The organism is Ehrlichia muris subsp. eauclairensis (assembly GCF_051097115.1).
GTDB classification, from domain to species: Bacteria; Pseudomonadota; Alphaproteobacteria; order Rickettsiales; family Anaplasmataceae; genus Ehrlichia; species Ehrlichia muris.
The window spans coordinates 250,518-271,010 of the sequence record NZ_CP118226.1; the positions used below are offsets into that span (position 1 = coordinate 250,518).

The 20,493-nt window shown below is 29.7% G+C and carries 13 protein-coding genes; 9 read left to right on the plus strand and 4 right to left on the minus strand.

Annotated features, from left to right (window positions below):
- The first annotated feature begins 964 nt into the window (after window positions 1-964).
- From PVA18_RS01050 to PVA18_RS01075, 6 genes are all read left to right on the plus strand, one after another.
- A complete protein-coding gene (locus tag PVA18_RS01050; protein WP_045804865.1) occupies window positions 965-1,357 on the plus strand; it encodes a hypothetical protein in 393 nt (130 codons plus the stop codon).
- 166 nt (window positions 1,358-1,523) lie between these two features.
- Window positions 1,524-1,652, plus strand: a complete 129-nt coding sequence (locus PVA18_RS01055) for a hypothetical protein (RefSeq protein WP_257639926.1) — start codon at window positions 1,524-1,526, stop codon at window positions 1,650-1,652.
- A 214-nt stretch (window positions 1,653-1,866) separates the two neighbouring features.
- Window positions 1,867-2,055 (plus strand): hypothetical protein, encoded by a 189-nt coding sequence (locus PVA18_RS01060; protein WP_045804864.1) that lies wholly within the window; start codon window positions 1,867-1,869, stop codon window positions 2,053-2,055.
- A gap of 2,494 nt (window positions 2,056-4,549) precedes the next feature.
- On the plus strand, window positions 4,550-5,242 hold the full coding sequence (locus PVA18_RS01065; protein WP_045804863.1) for a hypothetical protein: 693 nt from the start codon (window positions 4,550-4,552) through the stop codon (window positions 5,240-5,242).
- 710 nt (window positions 5,243-5,952) lie between these two features.
- Window positions 5,953-9,132, plus strand: coding sequence for a hypothetical protein (locus PVA18_RS01070; RefSeq protein ID WP_045804862.1), 3,180 nt, complete (start codon window positions 5,953-5,955; stop codon window positions 9,130-9,132).
- Between the two features lie 169 nt (window positions 9,133-9,301).
- Entirely contained in the window at window positions 9,302-9,640 is a 339-nt protein-coding gene (locus PVA18_RS01075) for a hypothetical protein (RefSeq protein WP_045804861.1), read from the plus strand.
- Window positions 9,641-10,430: 790 nt separating this feature from the next.
- On the opposite strand, the gene purC is transcribed toward PVA18_RS01075, so the two are convergent.
- Complete coding sequence (gene purC, locus PVA18_RS01080) at window positions 10,431-11,159, minus strand: phosphoribosylaminoimidazolesuccinocarboxamide synthase (RefSeq protein ID WP_045804860.1); 729 nt, start codon at window positions 11,157-11,159, stop codon at window positions 10,431-10,433.
- A gap of 193 nt (window positions 11,160-11,352) precedes the next feature.
- Between purC and hisS the strand changes: the two genes are divergently transcribed.
- Both hisS and PVA18_RS01090 read left to right on the plus strand, forming a co-directional pair.
- Entirely contained in the window at window positions 11,353-12,606 is a 1,254-nt protein-coding gene (hisS, locus tag PVA18_RS01085) for a histidine--tRNA ligase (RefSeq protein ID WP_045804859.1), read from the plus strand.
- Window positions 12,607-12,814: 208 nt separating this feature from the next.
- A complete protein-coding gene (locus tag PVA18_RS01090; RefSeq protein ID WP_045804858.1) occupies window positions 12,815-16,072 on the plus strand; it encodes a hypothetical protein in 3,258 nt (1,085 codons plus the stop codon).
- A gap of 68 nt (window positions 16,073-16,140) precedes the next feature.
- On the opposite strand, the gene PVA18_RS01095 is transcribed toward PVA18_RS01090, so the two are convergent.
- On the minus strand, window positions 16,141-16,890 hold the full coding sequence (locus PVA18_RS01095; RefSeq protein ID WP_052692797.1) for a DsbA family protein: 750 nt from the start codon (window positions 16,888-16,890) through the stop codon (window positions 16,141-16,143).
- A 288-nt stretch (window positions 16,891-17,178) separates the two neighbouring features.
- On the opposite strand from PVA18_RS01095, the gene PVA18_RS01100 reads away from it, so the two are divergent.
- On the plus strand, window positions 17,179-18,213 hold the full coding sequence (locus tag PVA18_RS01100; RefSeq protein WP_045804856.1) for a COX15/CtaA family protein: 1,035 nt from the start codon (window positions 17,179-17,181) through the stop codon (window positions 18,211-18,213).
- 550 nt (window positions 18,214-18,763) lie between these two features.
- Here PVA18_RS01100 and ccmA read toward each other — a convergent pair.
- Both ccmA and dcd read right to left on the minus strand, forming a co-directional pair.
- A complete protein-coding gene (gene ccmA, locus PVA18_RS01105) occupies window positions 18,764-19,417 on the minus strand; it encodes a heme ABC exporter ATP-binding protein CcmA (RefSeq protein ID WP_045804855.1) in 654 nt (217 codons plus the stop codon).
- Window positions 19,418-19,673: 256 nt separating this feature from the next.
- Window positions 19,674-20,237 (minus strand): dCTP deaminase, encoded by a 564-nt coding sequence (gene dcd, locus PVA18_RS01110; protein WP_045804854.1) that lies wholly within the window; start codon window positions 20,235-20,237, stop codon window positions 19,674-19,676.
- Between the last annotated feature and the right edge of the window lie 256 nt (window positions 20,238-20,493).

Sequence of the window (20,493 nt, forward strand, 5' to 3'; positions counted from 1 at the left end):
ATGAATTATACTATAATTAGTATATTTTTATGGAATAAATAACAATTTATTAAAAATTAAATCTCAATATAAGATATTGTTTTTTTTCCTGCACTAAGTATAGCAGATTCTAACTTGCTGATGTTTCAACTAAATATCATTAATAATAAAAGTTGCTAAGATCTTTTAAGTAATTTACAGAGAATAGTAGTTTTATTAACTATATTTTCTTAGCTTCAGTGATATGATTTAAGAATACGTTTTTTTCAATCAATACAAATTATTTTGTTAGCAAGATGCTACTTTTTTGAATAAATGCTGAATTTTTAAAAATTAGAAGTTGCAATTTCTTGATTATTCTGTAGGAAGGGTGTTCCTTTTTAAGCTAAGGTTGATTATATCAATAACTAAATATAGTTAAGTCTATTAAAGTGTTATAGATAATGTGTAAGTCTAATGGTTGACATTCTTGTTTGGTATGTTATTGATGTTAAGTTATTATGTCATTAAAGTAGTCGATAATAATTTATAGCAATCTATTGTTCTATTATGTTTCTAATTCATGATTTGAAAGAAGCGAAACAATGAGGCTTGTATCATAGTAATTCTGGATAGAGAGTCATATGAAAAAATTCCAAGTTGTATGCTATATCTATAAATTCTAAATATAAATATGTTGTGATAATATCTTTTTAATTGAATATCTGTGATAAGTGAATTAATAAATTTATTACTTGTATATTATACTATTTCATATTCTATGGTGTGTTTAAAAATGGTGAAGTGGTACATGTTTTACTAAATTAATACGCTACAGAAAGTTGTTATATGTTAGGTATTGTTATGTATTAGATATTCATGGCAGTAAGTGTCCATGTGACTGTGTATCAGAGTAGATTGGTTCATATATTTGACTCTGGGTGAGATAGTTATTATAATAGTTATCAGTATAAATCAGTAGATTTTAATTTTAAAGAGGGTGTGTATGAGTTATAACAGTGTGATGATGATTGCCTTTATGGTCACTATTATATTAGTTCTAGCAATAATGGCTGCCATATTGATATATATGTTGCGTCATATGAAAAAGTTGGAAAATGAAATCCAGCAGCTAAATTGCAGAGTATCATGTTGTGAAGAAAATATGATCGGAGTAAAGGCTGATGGCGTCATGTTGCATGGTAAGGTTGATAAGTTACAGAAAAGAGTTGACGCAAATGAAGATACTATTATCCGATTAGTGCGTGACAAACTCAAAAATGAGTCAGGAATTAATGAACGAAATATACAAGAAGGTGCCCAAAGGTACGATATATGTTTGAATAGTGTGACTGGTGTTGATTGTTGTGGAAGATCAGGGCATAGATATTCTGTTTAGTTAATGCTATCGTATTTTTACTATTAATAATATAACTTAATATATTTTTTACTGGAAGAATACCTGAATGTTTATGATACTATAGTATTATTTCTGATTAGTTGTATTAGCTTATTTATTGTCAAATTTGTAGTAAGCATAATTTATATGATGCCTAATTGGGTATATGGCAGTAGTTCTATTGCTTATAGTGGTAATAGTTAGAGGGTATTCTTTCAAATGTAGTTCTGATGTTTATTGTGTTCATTATTCTCCTAGAGAAATTGGAGGTAGAAGTTTTTCATCAGGTATTTGAAATTTAGGAAAAGTATATTAGTAATTGTAAGTTACATGAGTATATTGAGCCTAGAGTAACAATGCAAAAATGTAATGAAATAAGACAGAGATTTTGGAAAGGTTTAGTAACACGGTAGTTGCTGTAAAAGGAGGATTCTATAAATTCATTTCTATAATCCTGCTTTATATCACTTTTTATATTACTTAGAGGTTTAAAAAGTTTTGTTGATATCATGAATAGGTTAAAGTGTGATATAATAAGTCAAGTATTTTTAAAATTTGATCTTACTGCTAGTGTAAGTTTTTATATTGAGGTTTTGATAGATCGAACATTAGATTGTGCAGCAAAATATGTATGTTCTGAGGGTAACGTACAAGAGATATTTTATAGTGTTCCAGCTTCAGATACAGGTTATATCTAAATAATGATGTAGAGAGTTGGCCAGTTATAGTGATATGTAATTGTTTTAAGCAATTAATGTTATATAGCAAATCTTTTGATAATCTAATTTTTATACTGCTGTTAAAGGATAATGACTTTGTGGAATTGTTATGTAGTTTTTTTATGTACGTTATAGCCAGTGTATCTTGTGGTATTACTATCTACTATTCTAAAGTCAATTGATGATCAAAAACATAATAAGAAAAAGTTTTATTAGTTATGGCTTCACTATAGAATATTGTATATCTGACAAAATTACATATTGTTTAACACCTGATGTACTAAAGACACATTGAATAACATTACCAAAATTAACTTTTAGGAGAGTATATATTTATATAGTGTATGAGGTTGTAATCTCATCTTGTCTCAGTTATTATAATTCTATTGCTTTTTATTATGTTATATTGCTACTTAATGTACAAGAGTACATGATTTAAAATAATAAATAGGTCCTTGGTGGAGATTTATTAACTAAAAAGTGTTTTCTCTGTGATTTTATAATGAAAAACTAATAATAGTGGTTGTGCTTTAGAATATATAAAAGATAAAATAAGCATCCTGAAGGAAAAAATACTTTCAAAGTTACAAGAGATGAGATGAAGTATAAAACTATATCAAAAAGATGTACTAATTGAGGAACTATTATAATGTTCTGGTTATTTAATGAATGTGGATGAATCGTTACCAGTACAAAATTTTGATAATCTTGATTAAACCCTACTTGGTTATATATTTTATACTGTATGTTATAATGTGAAAAATTTTTAAAGGTAAGTGTTGTTTTCTTATACGTAGAACAATAAAAGTATGTTATTAAGGATGTATTTATTTTGATTAATTAGAATCATGTGGTTAACGTTTGTACTTGAAATAGTGTAATATTTGTTCTTACTTAAGGTCAGCTAGTTGGTATAAATAGTTTTTGCGATATTATAGGTTATTAATATAAAGATCTAATGATAGTTTAAAAAGTATTTTGTAGGTACTTTATTTCAGTGTTTATAGTGTTTTATATGTTTACTTTAGGTTAGCATTAATTAAGGTTTAAATTAAAATTTTAATACTCCTAATGCTTTTAAAGTGTATCTTTGTCGATAATGTTTTATAGGGTATAAAAGTGTAGTTGTGAAGAATATAGTTAGTGGTGTTCATTAGTTTAGAGAGGTTTAATAGCATGTTCGATTAAGGTAAGATATGGGATATGTAATCGATGGTTTATATAGTATTTTGCGTTTCTCCTATTCTTTGTTTTTTGTTAGTTATATGGTCAATTGTTACGTATGTAGGTTTGTGTTCGACTTTAAAAAGAGTTTAAGGAAGGGAATGCAAAAATAGACTAAATTAAAAATTAGATGTCAGTTAGAAGAAGAGAGTTAAGATAGCAAATCAGATTAGAATGTTTTATGTCCAATTGTAACATGATTTAAAGGAATTATTTAAGATAAGTATAAAGGAAAATATAGGTATTTCTTAGGAGTTGAAGTTATTTAGAAATTTTTTATCTATTATTTTAAGTTAGTATACACCTTGAAAAGGCTATGGGTTAAGATAGCCTATGGAATATGTAGAAGTAAATATCATTAAACTAAAAACTCTAGTAACAGATCTGGTTGAACAACTAAAAAAAAGCAAAGAAAAGATGGAAAGAAGCATATGATCGGTTTGAACTTTAAGATCAGGTACCAAAGTCTTAGAGTATGTGGTGTACTAATAGAGCGTCTTGTTGTGAGGGTATTCAAAAATACTAAGAGTAGCCTAATTAAGTCTATCCTATAAGTGTCAGTAATCTAGTAGGTATTGATAATGTTTTTCAATGTTACTAGAAATTAACTATCAGATATTAGTGGTGTAATGAATATATTATATAGAGATTTTGACATTCTGTTCCTAAAATTGGCTTTAGTACCATTACTGATTACGGTTTTCATATTATTTTATGAAAAATTCAAATTTATTGAGAATAGAGAATTATTGAAATTGTGATGAATTCAAGAAATTCTGGAAATAGGAGATTTAGAAATATTATAAAACATATAGTCATTTAAAGATATTTTTAAATTTATTTAGTGCTAATTTATACTGACATATGCCATAGTAAGTGGCAAATTATTATCTTAAATATATCTGATAAGGGATGAACTTAATTTTAGGTGCTGCTAATAGCTTATTGATAAACATTATCATAAGCAAGAATTGAATAGCAAGTCATTACAATGTTTATAGGGTTTGAAAAAGCATCTCGTTATTATCCTCTTCAAAATGTGAAAAAATATATAATAAATTCTCTATTGGTAGAATATTAAGTTTTGTTACTCCTATAGTTATGGTAAATTATATTATATAAATTATATATAATTTAATGTTTAAGTTGTACACTTTAATTAGTGAAAAAAAAGCTGTATAGTTATAAGAGCTATTTTATTTGTATAATTGTTATCAGTAGTCAATATTTGTCAATGTAGGGTAATATTATGAAGACTTTAGAAATAGTTGGTTTAGTTGTGGGGATACTTGTAGCTGTGTTCTGTGCAGTTGCATTGTATTATTTAATAAGGTTTTTATTAAAACCTAAATTGCATCTACCAGAATATGATGATATACCAAGAAGCCTGACTGTTGGAGTTAAAAATTTTTCGATGCCGCGGTCTTATCTTAGGTCAACTTTTATTATGTATAATTTTGAACAGGAAACTGTGGATAATATTATTTCTATGGTTAGAGATCTTAGATTTCAATTATCTTCTGTATATTGTTATCGGGATTTACTTAGGAATCTGGAAGGTTGTGAGGAAAAATCTGATGAAGGAATAATTGTACAACAGAAGATCAAGTCGTGTGATTCCATGGCTTCTTCCTTTTCTTGTGAGATACAAAAGGCTCTAGAGGCAGCATTAGAAGAATCAGAAAGCTCTGTAGTTGCTTCTAGCAATACTTGCAATAGTGTAGTTCTTTTTTACAAGCAATTACATGAATTAGGACGGGAAATAAAAGAATGTGTTAGCGATATCTTTAGTGAGGTATATGATACACAAGCACATGTTGCTTATAATTTGACTATCGAATCTATTATGACTGAATGTGAGCGTAAATTGTTTATCTTTGATGGAGCAAGAGGGGTTAGAAAGTGCTTAGGTAGTTCATCGTTAGGTCCTGTAAGTAAGTAGTTGTTTATTTGAAAATTTATGATTCCTTTAATATATTAAATTCATATTAAGCAAGATAGAGCTGTGCTGTATATAGGTACCCTAATTTAAGTTGGATCTTAGTATATTGTGTAATATGTTGATTAAACAAATATACTGTATTCTTGAGAAATGTTATTTAGTAAAAATATTTATTTATATAGTTGTATTCAAATAACATAAGATTTGTACCATAACACCTTTTCTATTATAATATTTATAAGTCAATGTTCAGTACATAGATTATTTTGTTATAGATTAAAATTAGTAAGTGTGTGATCTCCTGGTAGCTAATAGGCTAATATTGAAGTGTTGTATATTTTCGTTATCTTCTGCTAATATGTTACAAGTTTGTAAGATGTAATTAGCACACAATTATTACTTTCAGGTTTTTTGTGTTGCTAATGAGTTTTGATAGATATTTGTTTGCTATTCAAATGAATATGTAGTCTTTTATACTGATGGTAATTGCTAAGAATATAAATTTTCTAATTGCTTAAATATTCAAAAATCCTTGTTATGTTTGGGATGATTCTTTGTGTATGTGTCTTACTGTAAGCATAGATTTTTCTCTTAATTAAGAAGTAAATTTAAAATTTTAGCAAAAATATACTACATATAATATAATTTTATGTTGCATTCATAATAAAGATAATGTATATGCTAATTATAGCATAAAAGGTTTATAAATTATGAAATCAAATGTGTTGCTGATTGTAATACTAATAATATTACTACTACTACTAGTACTTTGTGTATTGCTTTACCTTGTAAAGGATTGCAATAACAATAGAAATATTCCTTCAGTGGAAAATAACCGACAGGAAGAAAGTCTTGCTGGTTCATGTAGTTCTCAAAGGCATAGCATACCTTCTGATTCATGTGATACTCAGGAAAGCGATGATATGTCTTCCGAAAGTGAATATGTAGAAGAAAGACAGGAAATGGATAATGCAGAAGATTTAAGCGACTTTGATATGAGTGGCGCTGATTTACAAGAAGATAGTTATTTTGTAAATTACTATAGTTTGGGTGCTATACCTAAAACTTATAGTCCCGCAGTTATAGCAAGAGACACTCGAGATATTAGGAGATATTCTGGTCAGGAGATTTCTGATGAGAGTTTTTCATGTTCTGGTACTTCAGATGATTATATCTCTACTAAAAGTAGTGTATTGTCTGAGTTTGATTATCCGAATAGAAGGAGTAATTCTTATAATGAAGGTGTAAAAGTGCAAGCTTATAGTTCTAGTTTAAATCCGATAAGTGGCAGTAATGCAGTCCAGAGTAAGTGTATTAGATTAGATTCATTAGGAAGAGAAGACGATGATCTTGTATCTTACACATTTGGTTCCCTGTTACGTTCCAGTAGTAAACCTGTGTTAAGTGGTTCTGATTCTAACTTTTCAGAGTTTGTAGTGAATCCTACTATATATGCAGAATTTAAAGGTATAACTCCTTTTTGTTTTAGTTATTCAGGCAATATTTTCTGTGAAATGTGGAAATTGCCTACTCCTGGATTTTACAATGTAGAGGGGTGCATTAGTACTAACGATTTGATGTTACAAAGTATCGTTTTGGATTTACGAACTTGTGGAGGATTAAAAGAGAATATAGTTTTTGTTATTAATCAAGGAAATTTAATAGATATGAAAAATCAGATTTCTAATGTTTTACATAGTGATATTAAGTCTGGGGTTGCTAATTCTCAGGAGATTGCATCAGCTATGGGGGATGAATATAATCAGGAGGAGAATGTGCAGGGTGTTGTTCAAAGGTCAGGTATAACTTCTGAGTCTAGCGTAGTGGCTACTGAACAAGATATGGATACTATCTGTAGAGGTGGTATTCAGGTTGGTATTACAAAGTGTTTGCCTGATTCTTGTTCAGAAGAAATAACTGATAGTGAAGAAGTGCATGGTATTAGGGGGATAAGTGATACATCGTCTGCAGTAGTTCAAGCAATAACACAAACAGTAAAATCTGGTAGAGTTTCTTGCAATACTGGTATGGTTAATGATAATTTATATCAAGGATGGAGGAATGGTAGTCAGTTATTAGTAAAAAAGAATGTGTGTTTTGAAAGTAGGAAAATGACTCCTATATCGAGAAATACAATAACTATCCAAGCAGAAGGTCATAAGCCTAATACTAGTGGTTCTAGTTCTAAAGGATCTAGAGCTTCAATTAAGGTTGGTGAATCAAGCGGAATGGGTGTGAAAAAAAGTTTAATAAAAAATACTCCTTGTTCTGAACGTACTGATTTAGCTGTACACAAAGGGTCTAAAAGTAGTGGTTCTATGCCGGTTAAATCTTCTTGTTCTGAACGTACTGATTTAGCTGTACACAAAGGGCCTAAAAGTAGTAGTTGTATATCAGGTAAATCTTCTACATTTAAACGTACTGATTTAGCTGTACACAAAGGGTCTAAAAGTAGTGGTTCTATGCCGGTTAAATCTTCTTGTTCTGAACGTACTGATTTAGCTGTACACAAAGGGCCTAAAAGTAGTGGTTCTATGTCGGTTAAATCTTCTGTATCTGGATATACTGGTTTGGTTACACATAAAGATCCTAAAAATAGTAACAGCATGTTAACTAAATCTTGTGAATCTAAAGATGTTAATCCAACAGTAGTAGGAGTAACGGCAAAGATTTCTGCTCCTAAAAGTAATCAGCAAGGTGTAGAAAAAAGTGTGTATGTACTTAAAAAGTCTAGTGTTCTGGGGAAATGTAAGGATCCAAGGGATATGGATACAACAAAATGCTCTATAGACAATACTTCTGATATTACAGATGTCAGACGTAAATATGATGGGGCTTGTTATAAGGATGTACATCATGATGAAGGGTTAAGGAGCAGGGTATCTGCTATTTATGGGCAAGTTTCTAGATCTAATTTAGAGGTTGTTGGTATGGTGGATCATACATCTATCGGTAATAGACCCACGACTATTAAAAATTTAGGTGTTAGGAGAAATAAAAGTGGTGCTACAGATACTGAATATAAGAGGCGAAACAGGTGCTCGGTAGAAAGCGGTCTTATTATCTTACCAGAAGTCAGTATAGGTCGAGTGTTAATTCGTGGTGTTGGAGTATTACATGATGTGTTAAATGATCGGTTTTGTATAATGCATAAGTCATTGTCGCAGTATAACAAGGATTCTAAAGCTGCTATTCGATGTAGAGAAGTGAATTATATCGCTAATTCACGCATTCAGCATGCAGATAGTATTGTACGGAATGTTGTTAATGAATGGGTATTAATGCAGAGAGCTATACTGTGGAATAAACATGGAAAAAGAATAGTTGTTTCATCTATGAGAGATTTAGAAAAAATTTTTCAAAGGATGTATGCAGATCAAGGTAGAACTTCTGTTGATTACCAGTTAAAACTTCAAGATATACGTAGTGATGTAGAAGATAATGTAAAATTTCAAATTGCTTGTTTAGTGAAAGATACGTTCTTAAAAAATGCATGTGATAGAGCTTTTAGTGACATAGCACTTATTATATTTGATAAAGTATTTGTTACACATGAATTGATTATTAAAGGAATAGAAAAATGTTCAAAAGAAGAGTTAGAAGATAAAGTAGTGAAAAATTGTTCTTTATTCCATAAAGATAAATTACAAGCTAAAGTATTAACTCATATAGAAGGGTTAAATGCTTTTTTGGAAAAGCATCTACACTTAAAATCTAAGGAAGTAATAAGAAAACATTTAAAAACATGTAAAGTTGATATTGTTCATGATGATGTTAAACATTGCTGTGTAAACGAAATAATTAAGGCGACTACTCCTAGTATTGCCACTGGATGGGTAAGTGATATATTCAGCAGTAGAACAAATGTTGATAAGTTTAATATGCAGTAACCGAGTTTTGGTCAATAATTTTATAATTAGGTATTATCGAAGCATTGAATCTTTAAAAAACAGCATTTATATTTATTCCTTTATACATATGTAAAAATTAATATTTTTATGTAGATATTAATAGTTATTTGTGTTAACTTTATAATATATTATTTTTTTATGTTTAACAGTGAAATTGAATGATTATGAGCAAGTTATATTGTTAATGGTGGCAATATTAGTGTTGCTAGTATTGGTTGTATTTTTCATAGTAAAACTTCTTATGGGAAGAATACATGTGGTTAATAAATCTACAGCAGCGCAAGGACAAGAAGATTGGAGTAAAGATAGTAGTAATCATAGCTTTAGGAAAGAAGCCATAGATAGGGATGAAGAGTCTAGTGTGTCTTCATGGGAGAGTGCATTATCATATCTTGATGATGATCATTTTTATGAAGCACATTTTGCTGTTGGTATTAAAGAAGGTAATGGTGCTTCTCAAGTTGTACCTTCTAATATTGAACTATAATCTACTAACAATTCTGAAGCAACAAAGATAGCCAAAACTGCTAGAAAGTGATACTGCTTAAAAGTGTACCTTTTTAATTATGGTCTTTATAATGGCTGTAAAGTAAAACCACTAAATGGTTCAGCTTTTTTGGGTTTTAGGTAAAATTTAATAATAATAAAGTGCGTCTTAAAATTCCTGAAAAGCAATTCATTATACAGTGTTTTTTATAGTCTTAAAGTTAGTAATGGATATATCAGGCATTGAACTGATATATACATAAAAGTATAAATGAAGATATGTTGATTGTGTAAGATATAAGTCGTGAATTTTCTTCTATATAGTAGTTCATTATAATGAATAGGATGCGCTATTATTCAATGTATGAGAATTGAAGAATGTTTTACAGCATGGAGTTCAGTATACTAATTGTTATGTTCTTCTAAAGGAAAAGATAGGTATGCATTTTGTGCAGTTTGAATCCTGATATTTTATATGCTGTTATCAATTTCTTGTAAAAAGTTTTAAATATAATAAGAAAGTTAATATATATTTGCAAATTATAATTTTTATTAGAAATTGTGTTGAGATTAATTCTCAGTTGGTATACATTAAAAAAATAGTAAGTTTATTAGGAAACTTTAACATATAAGTAGAAATTATTGTATAAATAAAACTAGTGAGTTAAGACCTGGTTTATTTTTAGGGATTCCATCTTATGTTGATCATCGATTCGTAAGATCTAAATACATTAAAAGAATGGTGCATTTATTAATACTGAGGAAAAGAAAGCTAAAAAATTAAAATATTATCAATAATTTGGTAAAACATTTAACTTTTGTGCTACTTCCCTGTATGCTTCTATTACATTTCCTAAGTTCAAACGATAGCGATCTTTATCAAGTTTTTTATTAGTAGATATGTCCCAAAGTCTACATGTATCAGGGCTTATTTCATCTGCTAAAAATAAGTCTGATTGTTTATTATCATATAATTTCCCGAATTCTAGTTTAAAATCTATTAACTTGATGCCAACATTAAAAAAAAGCTCACTAAGAATGTCATTAATCCGAAGAGATAGTATTTTTATTCTTTCTAACTCTTGGTTTGTAACCCACTGGAAACTTAAAATGTGTCCCTCACTTACCATAGGGTCAGATAATTCATCGTTTTTATAATAAAATTCAATGATAGGAGATAGAAAAGGTGTCCCTTCTGCTATTTGAAATTTTTTACTAAAATTGCCAGCTGATGCATTTCGTACTACAACTTCAATTGGGATTATTGTTATTTTTTTTACTAACTGTTCTCTTTGATTTAACAAAGATATGAGGTGTGTTTTTATACCTTTATCTGTAAGTTTTTTCATTAAGGAATTACTTATATAATTATTCAGTATTCCTTTTTCACGTATAACATCTGCTTTCTTGTTGTTAAAAGCAGTAATTTCATCTTTGAAATGTTGTATTACTTCTAAAGGATTGGATGTTGCAAAGATTATTTTCGCTTTTCCTTCGTAAATTTTTTCTTGATCTTCCATTGTATGCTTTACAAAGTCCGTAAAGTTTCCATTTTATATGTCTATAATTAGTTTAGCAATTAGCTTTTTAAATTTAAATAAATCTCACGATATTATCGTTATTGTTTTATAATATTTAATATATAAATTGATTAATATAGATAACGTATAGTTCAAGTTGTAGTATGAATAGATTGATAGAAGGTAAGATTTTATGCAGTGTAATAAATTGAGAGAAGTAAGAGGGACTAAAGATTTGTTAGGTGTTGAACTTTATAAATTTCAATATATACATCGTTTATCTCAGTCAATAGCAAGTAGGTATGGGTTCATAGCTGTTGATACTCCAATTATTGAGTTTACTGAAGTGTTTACTAAGACTTTAGGTGATGATTCAGATATTGTGACAAAGGAAATGTATAACTTTCAGGATAAGAGTGGTGAGAATATTACATTAAGACCAGAATTCACATCTGCTATTGTAAGGGTATTAATTAATAAAAATTTAGTTGTTCCTGTAAAGTTGTTTTCTAGTGGTCCAGTATTTCGTTATGAGCGACCTCAGAAGTGTCGTCAAAGGCAATTTCACCAGGTGAATTGTGAATTCTTTGGAAGTGATCTGCCTCTTGCAGATGTTGAGATGATAGCATTAGGCTATAATATTTTAAGCGAATTGAACTTGTTAGATAATATCACGTTAGAAATTAATTTTCTAGGCGATAAAGAAACTATGAGCTCATATAGGCTTAGTCTTATAGAGTATTTAAATAACTATAAAAAGCATTTATCAGAAGACAGTCAACGTAGGCTTGTTATAAATCCTCTAAGAATATTAGATTCAAAAGCTCCAGAAGATCGAGAAATTTTATTAAATGCTCCTAGTATTTCTCATTTCTATAATAAATATTCTAATGATTTTTTCATGGAGGTTCTAAACGGATTAGATGAGCTTTGTATCCCTTATAAGATAAATCATAATATAGTTAGAGGTTTAGATTATTATTGTAATACGGTGTTTGAATTTACAACGTCTAAATTAGGCTCGCAAAATGCAGTTGTTGCTGGTGGTAGATACGATGGATTAGTAAAATTTATGGGAGGAAATGATATACCTGCTGTCGGTTTTGCTATGGGGGTTGAGAGAGTTAGTGCATTGATAGATTATAAGCATCAGGAACCAAGAAGTGTAGTATTAATGCCTATAGGGAAGAACGCAATGTCTCATGCTTTGAGACTTGCTTATGAATTACGTTGTAAGGGTATTTCTGTACACTGGAATTATAAAAGTACTAGTTTAAAAAATGCATTAAGAAAAGTTGATGATAATAGTATAGTTTTAATTTTTGGGGATGAAGAGCTTCAAAGTGATACCATACAAGTGAAAGACATGAAGACTGGTAAACAGCAAGAAATAGTTAAATGTGATTTGTTAGATCTATTATATAAAAAATTTAATAATAATTGCTAACTTTATTGTATAAAGTGTTATAATTAAATTAATTAAAGTTAATAAATTTGCTTTCAAGAAGTTCAAGAAATTTATGCTGTATTAGCAGTAAGTTATTGTTTAGGAGAAGTTTGATAGTGCATTATTTATGATTAAAGCTAGAAACAGAAAGTCATTTTTATATTTTTAAGACAGAATATTTGTTAAATTTAGAAGGTAGGAGTATAATATGTTAACTGGTAAATTTAAACAGGGTGCTTTTATTAATCATTTAGAAAGTCATTTAGCATCTTTTTTAAGAGATGTGGGATTCTCTAATGCAGATATATTAGCATTTGCATGTATTGTAAAATCTTTTCATCAAAATGTTGCTTCTTATATTCCATATTATGCATTGGATAACTGTGTAGTTCATAGTAACAGTCATGTAGAATTTGGCATTTGTGCTCATGATCATCGGAATTATCTATCTTACCATAAGATATTACAGCAATTGGATAGTGAGGGTGAACTCAACTTAGCGAGTACAGGGTCTCTATGGTTTACTCAGATGTATGCACTACTTCGTGTTTGTGCTTGTGCTACCCAATATATACTTTCCGGAAAATGTTGTACTGATGAAGAAATAGCTAAAAAATTACAAGATGATATTGAGCACATGTGTGCTTGTATTATGAATCGTGGGACAGTAGATCAAGACAATGTTGATAGAGATGCATTATTAAAATATTTTCAGCAGTTTAGTTGTATAGTTTTAGGAGAAAATCATATAACATTACCTGATGCACTAGCGAATCTTGTAAGATACATTAGAACTCAATATTCACTAGCTGTACAAGATCTAAAAGAAACATGCAGCAAAGATGTACTTCTAAGGCTAATTACTCTTATTATATATAAAGCTGCTATGAATCGCTTTTCAGCTATTAATTGTAATGCATTAAGTAGCACATTTCAATATCATATTTTTCCTATGCTTGCTCAATTTGTTTGTAATGGTATAGATACATTGCCTCCATCTTGCAGAAGTCGTCTTGGTATAAATGAGAAATCAGTACTTCTTGGTTTTTATAGAGATTTATTTTTTGTATTTCGTGACAATGACATATCTGCGTATTATCAATCTGAGGATGATCTAGCTGCAGCTGTTGTGGGTGATGTATGTTTATCAATAGAAAGGTCATTAACTGTTGTTACTGATGCTTCTATGGGATATAACCCGTTCGGTATTTGTAGGACTGATTTTGTTGTTTATGACACTATGTTAGCAGTTAATGAAGTATTAAAAGATAAAAATTTGGAGGCAGCATTAGTGTTTGAACATACGATGCTGCTGTATAAGACATTGTTGACAGAGGAATTAGGTGTCGTACACAACTTATTTATTACGGGTTTAAGTGATTTCATATTTAAGTATGTTGATGAAGGTAAATCTAAGGTTGGGGCTGAACTTGTACTTGAGTTATTATTTACGTGTTACCATGCTGCTTTTATGCAAGAACAGCGAATTGATACTGTTAAACAATTTTATGATAAATGTTATGGGAAATTATGTGCACTTGCTAATTCTGTTTCTATGTCACCAGCCTGTAGTAACGAGAAAGTTTTATCATATAAATTATATAAGAGACAGCTGGAGACGGTATATGGGTATAAGCAGATTGGTTGCTTAGATATAAAGTATGATAGAAATCTATTGTGTATATTAATACAACATTTATTGTTAGGTAAAATTAATGGAGAACGGGTTACAACATCACAGTTAACATATAGTGTCTTTCTTGAATGTAAGCCGGTGAATGAAGTAAAAGCTCAACAGGCAGCAATGATGCTATGTCAAGCATTCAAAAAATCTGATGGTGCTATAGATAGTTGTTCGGTGAAAGGTGTAACTGGACTATTAATGGTACTGCTTTTTGGTAATTTTTTACAAAGAAACATCGTATTAAGATTGCTGAATGTTTGTCATATAGCTTATAGAAAATCTAAAGAATGTGGTGCAAAGGAGAGCGTGTTATCAAGTACTGCTATAACGTACTTTTATGTTATCTTAAATTTGTTGAAACATCTAAATGATAGACTACCTTTTTCTTGTTCAATGAAAGATGTGGAGAATTTAGACTCTGATAGTGCTGCAGTATATAGTCAAGTGATGAATATGATTAACAGTTATGCGCATGAATTAGGACTATCTTTAAGTGATCTTGAATGTACCCGTGATACCAAATATGATGCTGATTTTTCTGAAATATTGTCTAGCATGCCAACATCATCAGAAGAACAATCTAATCCAGATATGCAAATTAATCCTTGTAGTAGTTTCGATCGAGCACAATGCTTGTTATCAATACAGTTAATGTCATCTTATGTGTGTTTATATGATTCAGATAGGGCTGCAAGTGATTTATTCTCTGGGAACTTATGTTGCTCAAGTTTCTTGTTAGGTAGCATATTAACTTGTCCTTCATTATTGGGTAATTTTGTTGGTTTGTGTCGTGAATATACATTAATGAAAGCCTATCCAGTAGAAAAAAAGTTTTCTGAAATTCTTAAATTGCTTTGCAGTGAAGAAGAATTGTCTCAGCCATCTGGTGATGTGAAAGTTATAGGTGAGATAGTTGCTAAAGGGAATCATGTTCTAACAAAAGATATTATGCAAAAATTAATCCAAGAGGATGGTAGTAGTAATGTTAGTGAGACAATTCTTAAGGATGCATGTTTGAGCATCATGAAATTGAGAGGGTTAATACATAATAGTGTAGTACAAGATCTTAAATCAGCTTACCGTCTTTTTCCAGATCAATATATTATAGAGCCTGCGTTGGTAGCTAAAGTTTTGTCTTTAGAAGATACTTTTGTAGCCAATCTAATGGATAATGTGGATGGTGAACATCATCTTATTCCTATGCAGACTGGGCTATATGTGAAGCATGATGATAATAATAATGACTGTGAAAGCGGTAGTAAAGAATGTGATTTCAAAACAAAAAAAGTACTTCCTGATGGTAATGTTGATATAAGAGAGGGAAGTTTAATTGTGAACGATAAAACAGTTGTTGATCAGAAACCCGAAGACATTGTTGCACAAGGTGCTACTTTACAACCAAGTATTAATGAAATTAAAGAGCCTGAAAGGCATGGTAGACCAGATTCTAGAGTTTGTGATCGAACTCAGTTAGATAAGAAGAGTGAGGCCTTACAGAAGAGAATACATTGTTTGATTGTGACAGCGGGGACTATGATATCTACTTTTGTTATATTAATGTATATAGCTTTTACATGTCAGATGAGTAGACAATTATTTGTAGGATATATAGTTGGAGCTATAACTTGTTTAACTTTATTAATAATGAGTTGTTTGGCTACATGTGTAAGTATACATGCATTAGCAATGAACCACGATGAAAATGATGTAGAGCCACAGTCTACATTAGAAGACGGCGAAATAGCTGCACAAGAACCCGAACTACATGATAGGTTTCAATAAAATTACAGGATAATGAAAAATGGTGTACAAATAAAACCTTTTTCTAGACACACGTATCCCCTATGGAGTTACCTTTGTTCTTGTTCATCTATCTTATTTCTTAAAATAGATATATCAGCTGCTCCACCGATAAATGTATCCCCTATTATAATAGCAGGAGTGCCTCTTATGTTAATATTTTCAGCTAACTTTCTGGTGGCTTGTATCATGTTTTCTATAGTATCAGAATTCTTAGCTAGTGAAATTTTGAAATCTTCTTCAGCAACACCTATTGATTTGACTATACTTAGTATAGATTCATCGTTAAATTGTTGCTTATGATTCAACGCTGCATGGTAAAACTCTAAATACTTACTTGGATCTATTAAATGTATAGCTAATGCTGCCTGAACAGCTTTTAATGATGCCTCGCCGAGTATAGGGAAATCCCTGAATATCACACGTACTTTGCCATCCTGTACTATTTGTTTCATATCTTCAGACATCATTTTACAGTAGCCACAGGAATAGTCAAAGAATTCTACAAATACGATTTTGCTGTCTTTATTTCCAGCTGAAGGATATGAAGCATCCTCAAGTTCAGATTTATATTTTTTTATATTTTCACTCATTTCTTCATTTTCTATTCGTGCTTGCCCTTTGGTAAGTAGATCGATTACCTTTTGAGGATAATTAGCAATGTATTCTTCAATGATTGAGATAATTGTATCTTTATCTAGACTAGCTTTACCAGGTTTACTAGACAGCCAATTGTTTATTAATGGGAAGCTCGCTACTAGCACTACTAAACTTAATAAAAATACAATCCTTAGCATCATTAAACCTAAAAAATATAGAATGCTAAGTTTACTATAAGTTTTTAGTGGAGTCAATATGAGAAATAACTAGATCAATGTGTCATTAAGTATATGGATGTGGTATATTTTTATGTTTGTGTTTTTAGTGAGATTATACGTGTAAATTGTAATGTAAAAACTGCATATATGAAATCTGAAGTGCATGTATTATAGTGACTTGTAATATCAGCTTAATAGATATGTGTATAATTTTATAAGGAGAAACCCTGTTTTTGTTTATAATGTTGAGAATATACTTATAGGTTTATAATGAAAATTACTAATGATACTAAACAAGTATGTATTAGTGTGAAAATTTGGTTGTGTGTATGTTGTGTAGGCATATTGCTAATGGTATTAGTTGGAGGGATAACACGTCTTACTCATTCTGGGCTATCGATTACCGAATGGAATCCTATCATTGGAATATTTCCACCAATTAGTGAAAAAGCATGGATAAAAGAAAAAATAAAATATATGGCTACTCCAGAATTTGAATATCTGAATTCTAATATTACACTTCAAGAATTTAAAACATTATATTTAATAGAATACTTTCATCGATTACTTGGAAGAGTTGTTGGATTAATATTGTTTATCCCGTTTTTATATTTTACATATAAGAAAAAACTCAACAAAAATTTGATAATAAATTTTATAATTATTTGTTTGTTAATACTGTTCCAAGGAATCATGGGATGGCTTATGGTAAAAAGTGGGTTGATTGATCGTCCTCATGTAAGTCATTATAAGTTAACAATGCATTTATTATTAGCATTATTGATTTTCTATCTTCTATGGCGACAGTTTTTATTATCTGTTATTTCTGAAGTAACTTGCAGTATTAAAGTCGATGGAACATTCATTTTTTCTGTGATTAGTATATTAATTGTAATTCAAATAACATTTGGATCATTAGTTGCTGGGTTAAATGCTGGATTATTGTATAAAACTCTTCCTTTTTTAGGAGGGAAGCTAGTGTTGGAAGATTTATTATTCATGAAGCCACTATGGTATAATATAATTGATAATCCTGTTACAGTACAGTTTATGCATGAAGTCATGGCAATCCTTATTTTGGTTGTTATTGTTACAGCTTTGTTAAGATTGAAGTTGAATTTTTTATCAGCATATTTATTGCTAATATGTTTATTTATTCAGTTAACATTGGGGATACTAACATTTATATATAATGTTCCTATAGTTATTGCTTCTTTACATCAAGTTACAGCTTTTATTTTATTCTCTATTAATACTTACCTATTACATTGTATGAAATTGTCCAAGTTACAATGTATTCGATAGAGGATATTTATTATCTTAATAAATGATGTATGTGAATATGCATATCTCATGTATGTAATCAGGTTGTTGTATGTAGGGTGTTAGTGTTATTTATGCTTCTTGGGCTTATTATAGTATGATAAATTCTAGAATTTTTTAAAATGAATGATGTAGTTTTAGTGACTTTTAAAGTTATAAGCTACTTTTGTTAAATACAGTATTAGTGGATGTGAATATTGTTATGGATTCTATGTTATTGATCAACTAGAGTAGAGAATTTCTAGTTTTAATAGATGAATAGGTTTATGTTTTTTCATAGCATACGAATACTTGTTGTAATGGTGTTAGGTGTTATTTATGCTTCTTGAGCTTTATAGTATGATAAATTCTAGAATTTTTTAAAATGAATAATATTAGGTTGCTTTGTATTGAAAAAAGTTTGCATAAAATATCTGAATATGCCTTCTATTTAAGACATGTCTAAATGTTTATGGTAGGTTATAGACATATAATCAAGTAGTGATTATGTATTTAGAATATGGCATAGTGCCATAGACAGTTTGTTAATTAATTAGTATAGATAGTTATCATATTGCAAGCAATTGGGTTGCTGATTTTTAAAAGTGTCAAGATTGATAACTTGGCATTCTCCATACATTTCTGCTTTACTATGGTCAGATATAATTACAATACCATTTTTTTGTTTTAATCTTGTAGAAATTAGCTCTAGTATTAATTCTTTTGTATGGATATCAAGATGAACAAAAGGCTCATCTATAACCCATATGTTGGTGTTGTATATTAATAACCTTGACAATGCAACTCTTCTTTTCCAACCAGATGATAAGTCTTTATATTTTATATCCAATACTAGTTGTAATTTGAAGAAACATATTGTGGCTTCTATTAACTCATGATTATTTTTTAAGTTGGCCCACAGTTGTATATTTTCTAGGACAGTAAGATTGTCACTACAAAAATTTTTGTGTCCTACGTAAGTGAGAGATGTAAAATATGTGTTGGAGTCGTGGATATTTTCTCTATCGTATTTTATACTTCCATGCGTTATAGGAATTAGTCCTGCAAATAATCTAAGTAAACTTGTTTTACCACTGCCGTTATTCCCTATAACTAGGGTTAGTAAGTTTTGTTGTGTGCTGAAATTAAGCTGGGAAAACAAACATCTGTTGTTCCTAGTACAGGCAAGATCACTACATTCTAGCATATTTTTTTACATGTGTGTCACTTAAAGGTTAGACTTATACTTCTAATAGTAAATTTTTGCAAGTAGATTAATTATATTGGTGACATTAGTATACATACGGTTGCTTATGTGCTATTAACTTAATTAGACTATTATCTTAAAGTAAGGTGTTGTTGTTACCAATAATAAAAGACTAGATAATAATCAACATGAAAACATCTGCACATAAAAAACATGGATTACTATTAAATGTGTGCTTTTTTGTTAAGCATAATTCTTATCTATTAGTTACTATTGGTAGAGTCACATCTAATTGCTTCATATATTTTCCCTGCATTTCATTATAAGATAAATTGCATTGGCTGTCTCCTTTTAAGAAGATAAATTGACATGCACCTTCAAAAGCGTAGATCTTTGCTGGAAGAGGGGTAGTGTTTGAGAATTCTAAGGTTACATATCCTTCCCATCCAGGTTCTAGAGGTGTTACATTTACAATGATCCCACACCTTGCGTAGGTTGATTTACCAACACACACTACAAGTATGTCTTTTGGTATTTTGAAATATTCAACAGTTTTTGCTAACACAAAGCTGTTTGGTGGAATAATGCATATATCTTGTTCTTTGTCTATGAAACTTCCTAAAGGAAAATTCTTAGGGTCAACTGTTACTGAATGAACATTTGTAAATATTTTAAACTTATTATCTATCCTTGCATCGTACCCATATGATGATAACCCATATGATAAAATTCCGCTACTCTTCTTATAATCAATAAATGGGTCAATCATTTTCTCTTTTATAGCCTTATCTTTTATCCAATGATCCGGCATAACTGGCATATTTAGTTCCTCACATAATATCTTGTTAGATAGTGAAAAGACATTTACAATTAATCATTGATTAATGCAAGTTTAAAATTATCTATGTAGTTATAGTTTGTCTAACATTTAATAAATATACTTTAATCATGATTGTATTAATATGATAATCCGTATTAGTCAATGACTAGAAAATCAGAGTTCATTAACTTTAATGTTGTAAAATTATCACAAGACAAATATTTACATGTATTTACTGTTGGTTATTATGAATTTG

Coding starts and splice junctions, on each gene's coding strand:
- PVA18_RS01050 (WP_045804865.1), top strand. CDS start 965: ATGAGTTATAACAGTGTGATGATGATTGCCTTTATGGTCACTATTATA.
- PVA18_RS01055 (WP_257639926.1), top strand. CDS start 1,524: ATGGCAGTAGTTCTATTGCTTATAGTGGTAATAGTTAGAGGGTATTCT.
- PVA18_RS01060 (WP_045804864.1), top strand. CDS start 1,867: ATGAATAGGTTAAAGTGTGATATAATAAGTCAAGTATTTTTAAAATTT.
- PVA18_RS01065 (WP_045804863.1), top strand. CDS start 4,550: ATGAAGACTTTAGAAATAGTTGGTTTAGTTGTGGGGATACTTGTAGCT.
- PVA18_RS01070 (WP_045804862.1), top strand. CDS start 5,953: ATGAAATCAAATGTGTTGCTGATTGTAATACTAATAATATTACTACTA.
- purC (WP_045804860.1), bottom strand. CDS start 11,159: ATGGAAGATCAAGAAAAAATTTACGAAGGAAAAGCGAAAATAATCTTT.
- hisS (WP_045804859.1), top strand. CDS start 11,353: ATGCAGTGTAATAAATTGAGAGAAGTAAGAGGGACTAAAGATTTGTTA.
- PVA18_RS01090 (WP_045804858.1), top strand. CDS start 12,815: ATGTTAACTGGTAAATTTAAACAGGGTGCTTTTATTAATCATTTAGAA.
- PVA18_RS01095 (WP_052692797.1), bottom strand. CDS start 16,890: ATGATGCTAAGGATTGTATTTTTATTAAGTTTAGTAGTGCTAGTAGCG.
- PVA18_RS01100 (WP_045804856.1), top strand. CDS start 17,179: ATGAAAATTACTAATGATACTAAACAAGTATGTATTAGTGTGAAAATT.
- ccmA (WP_045804855.1), bottom strand. CDS start 19,417: ATGCTAGAATGTAGTGATCTTGCCTGTACTAGGAACAACAGATGTTTG.
- dcd (WP_045804854.1), bottom strand. CDS start 20,237: ATGCCAGTTATGCCGGATCATTGGATAAAAGATAAGGCTATAAAAGAG.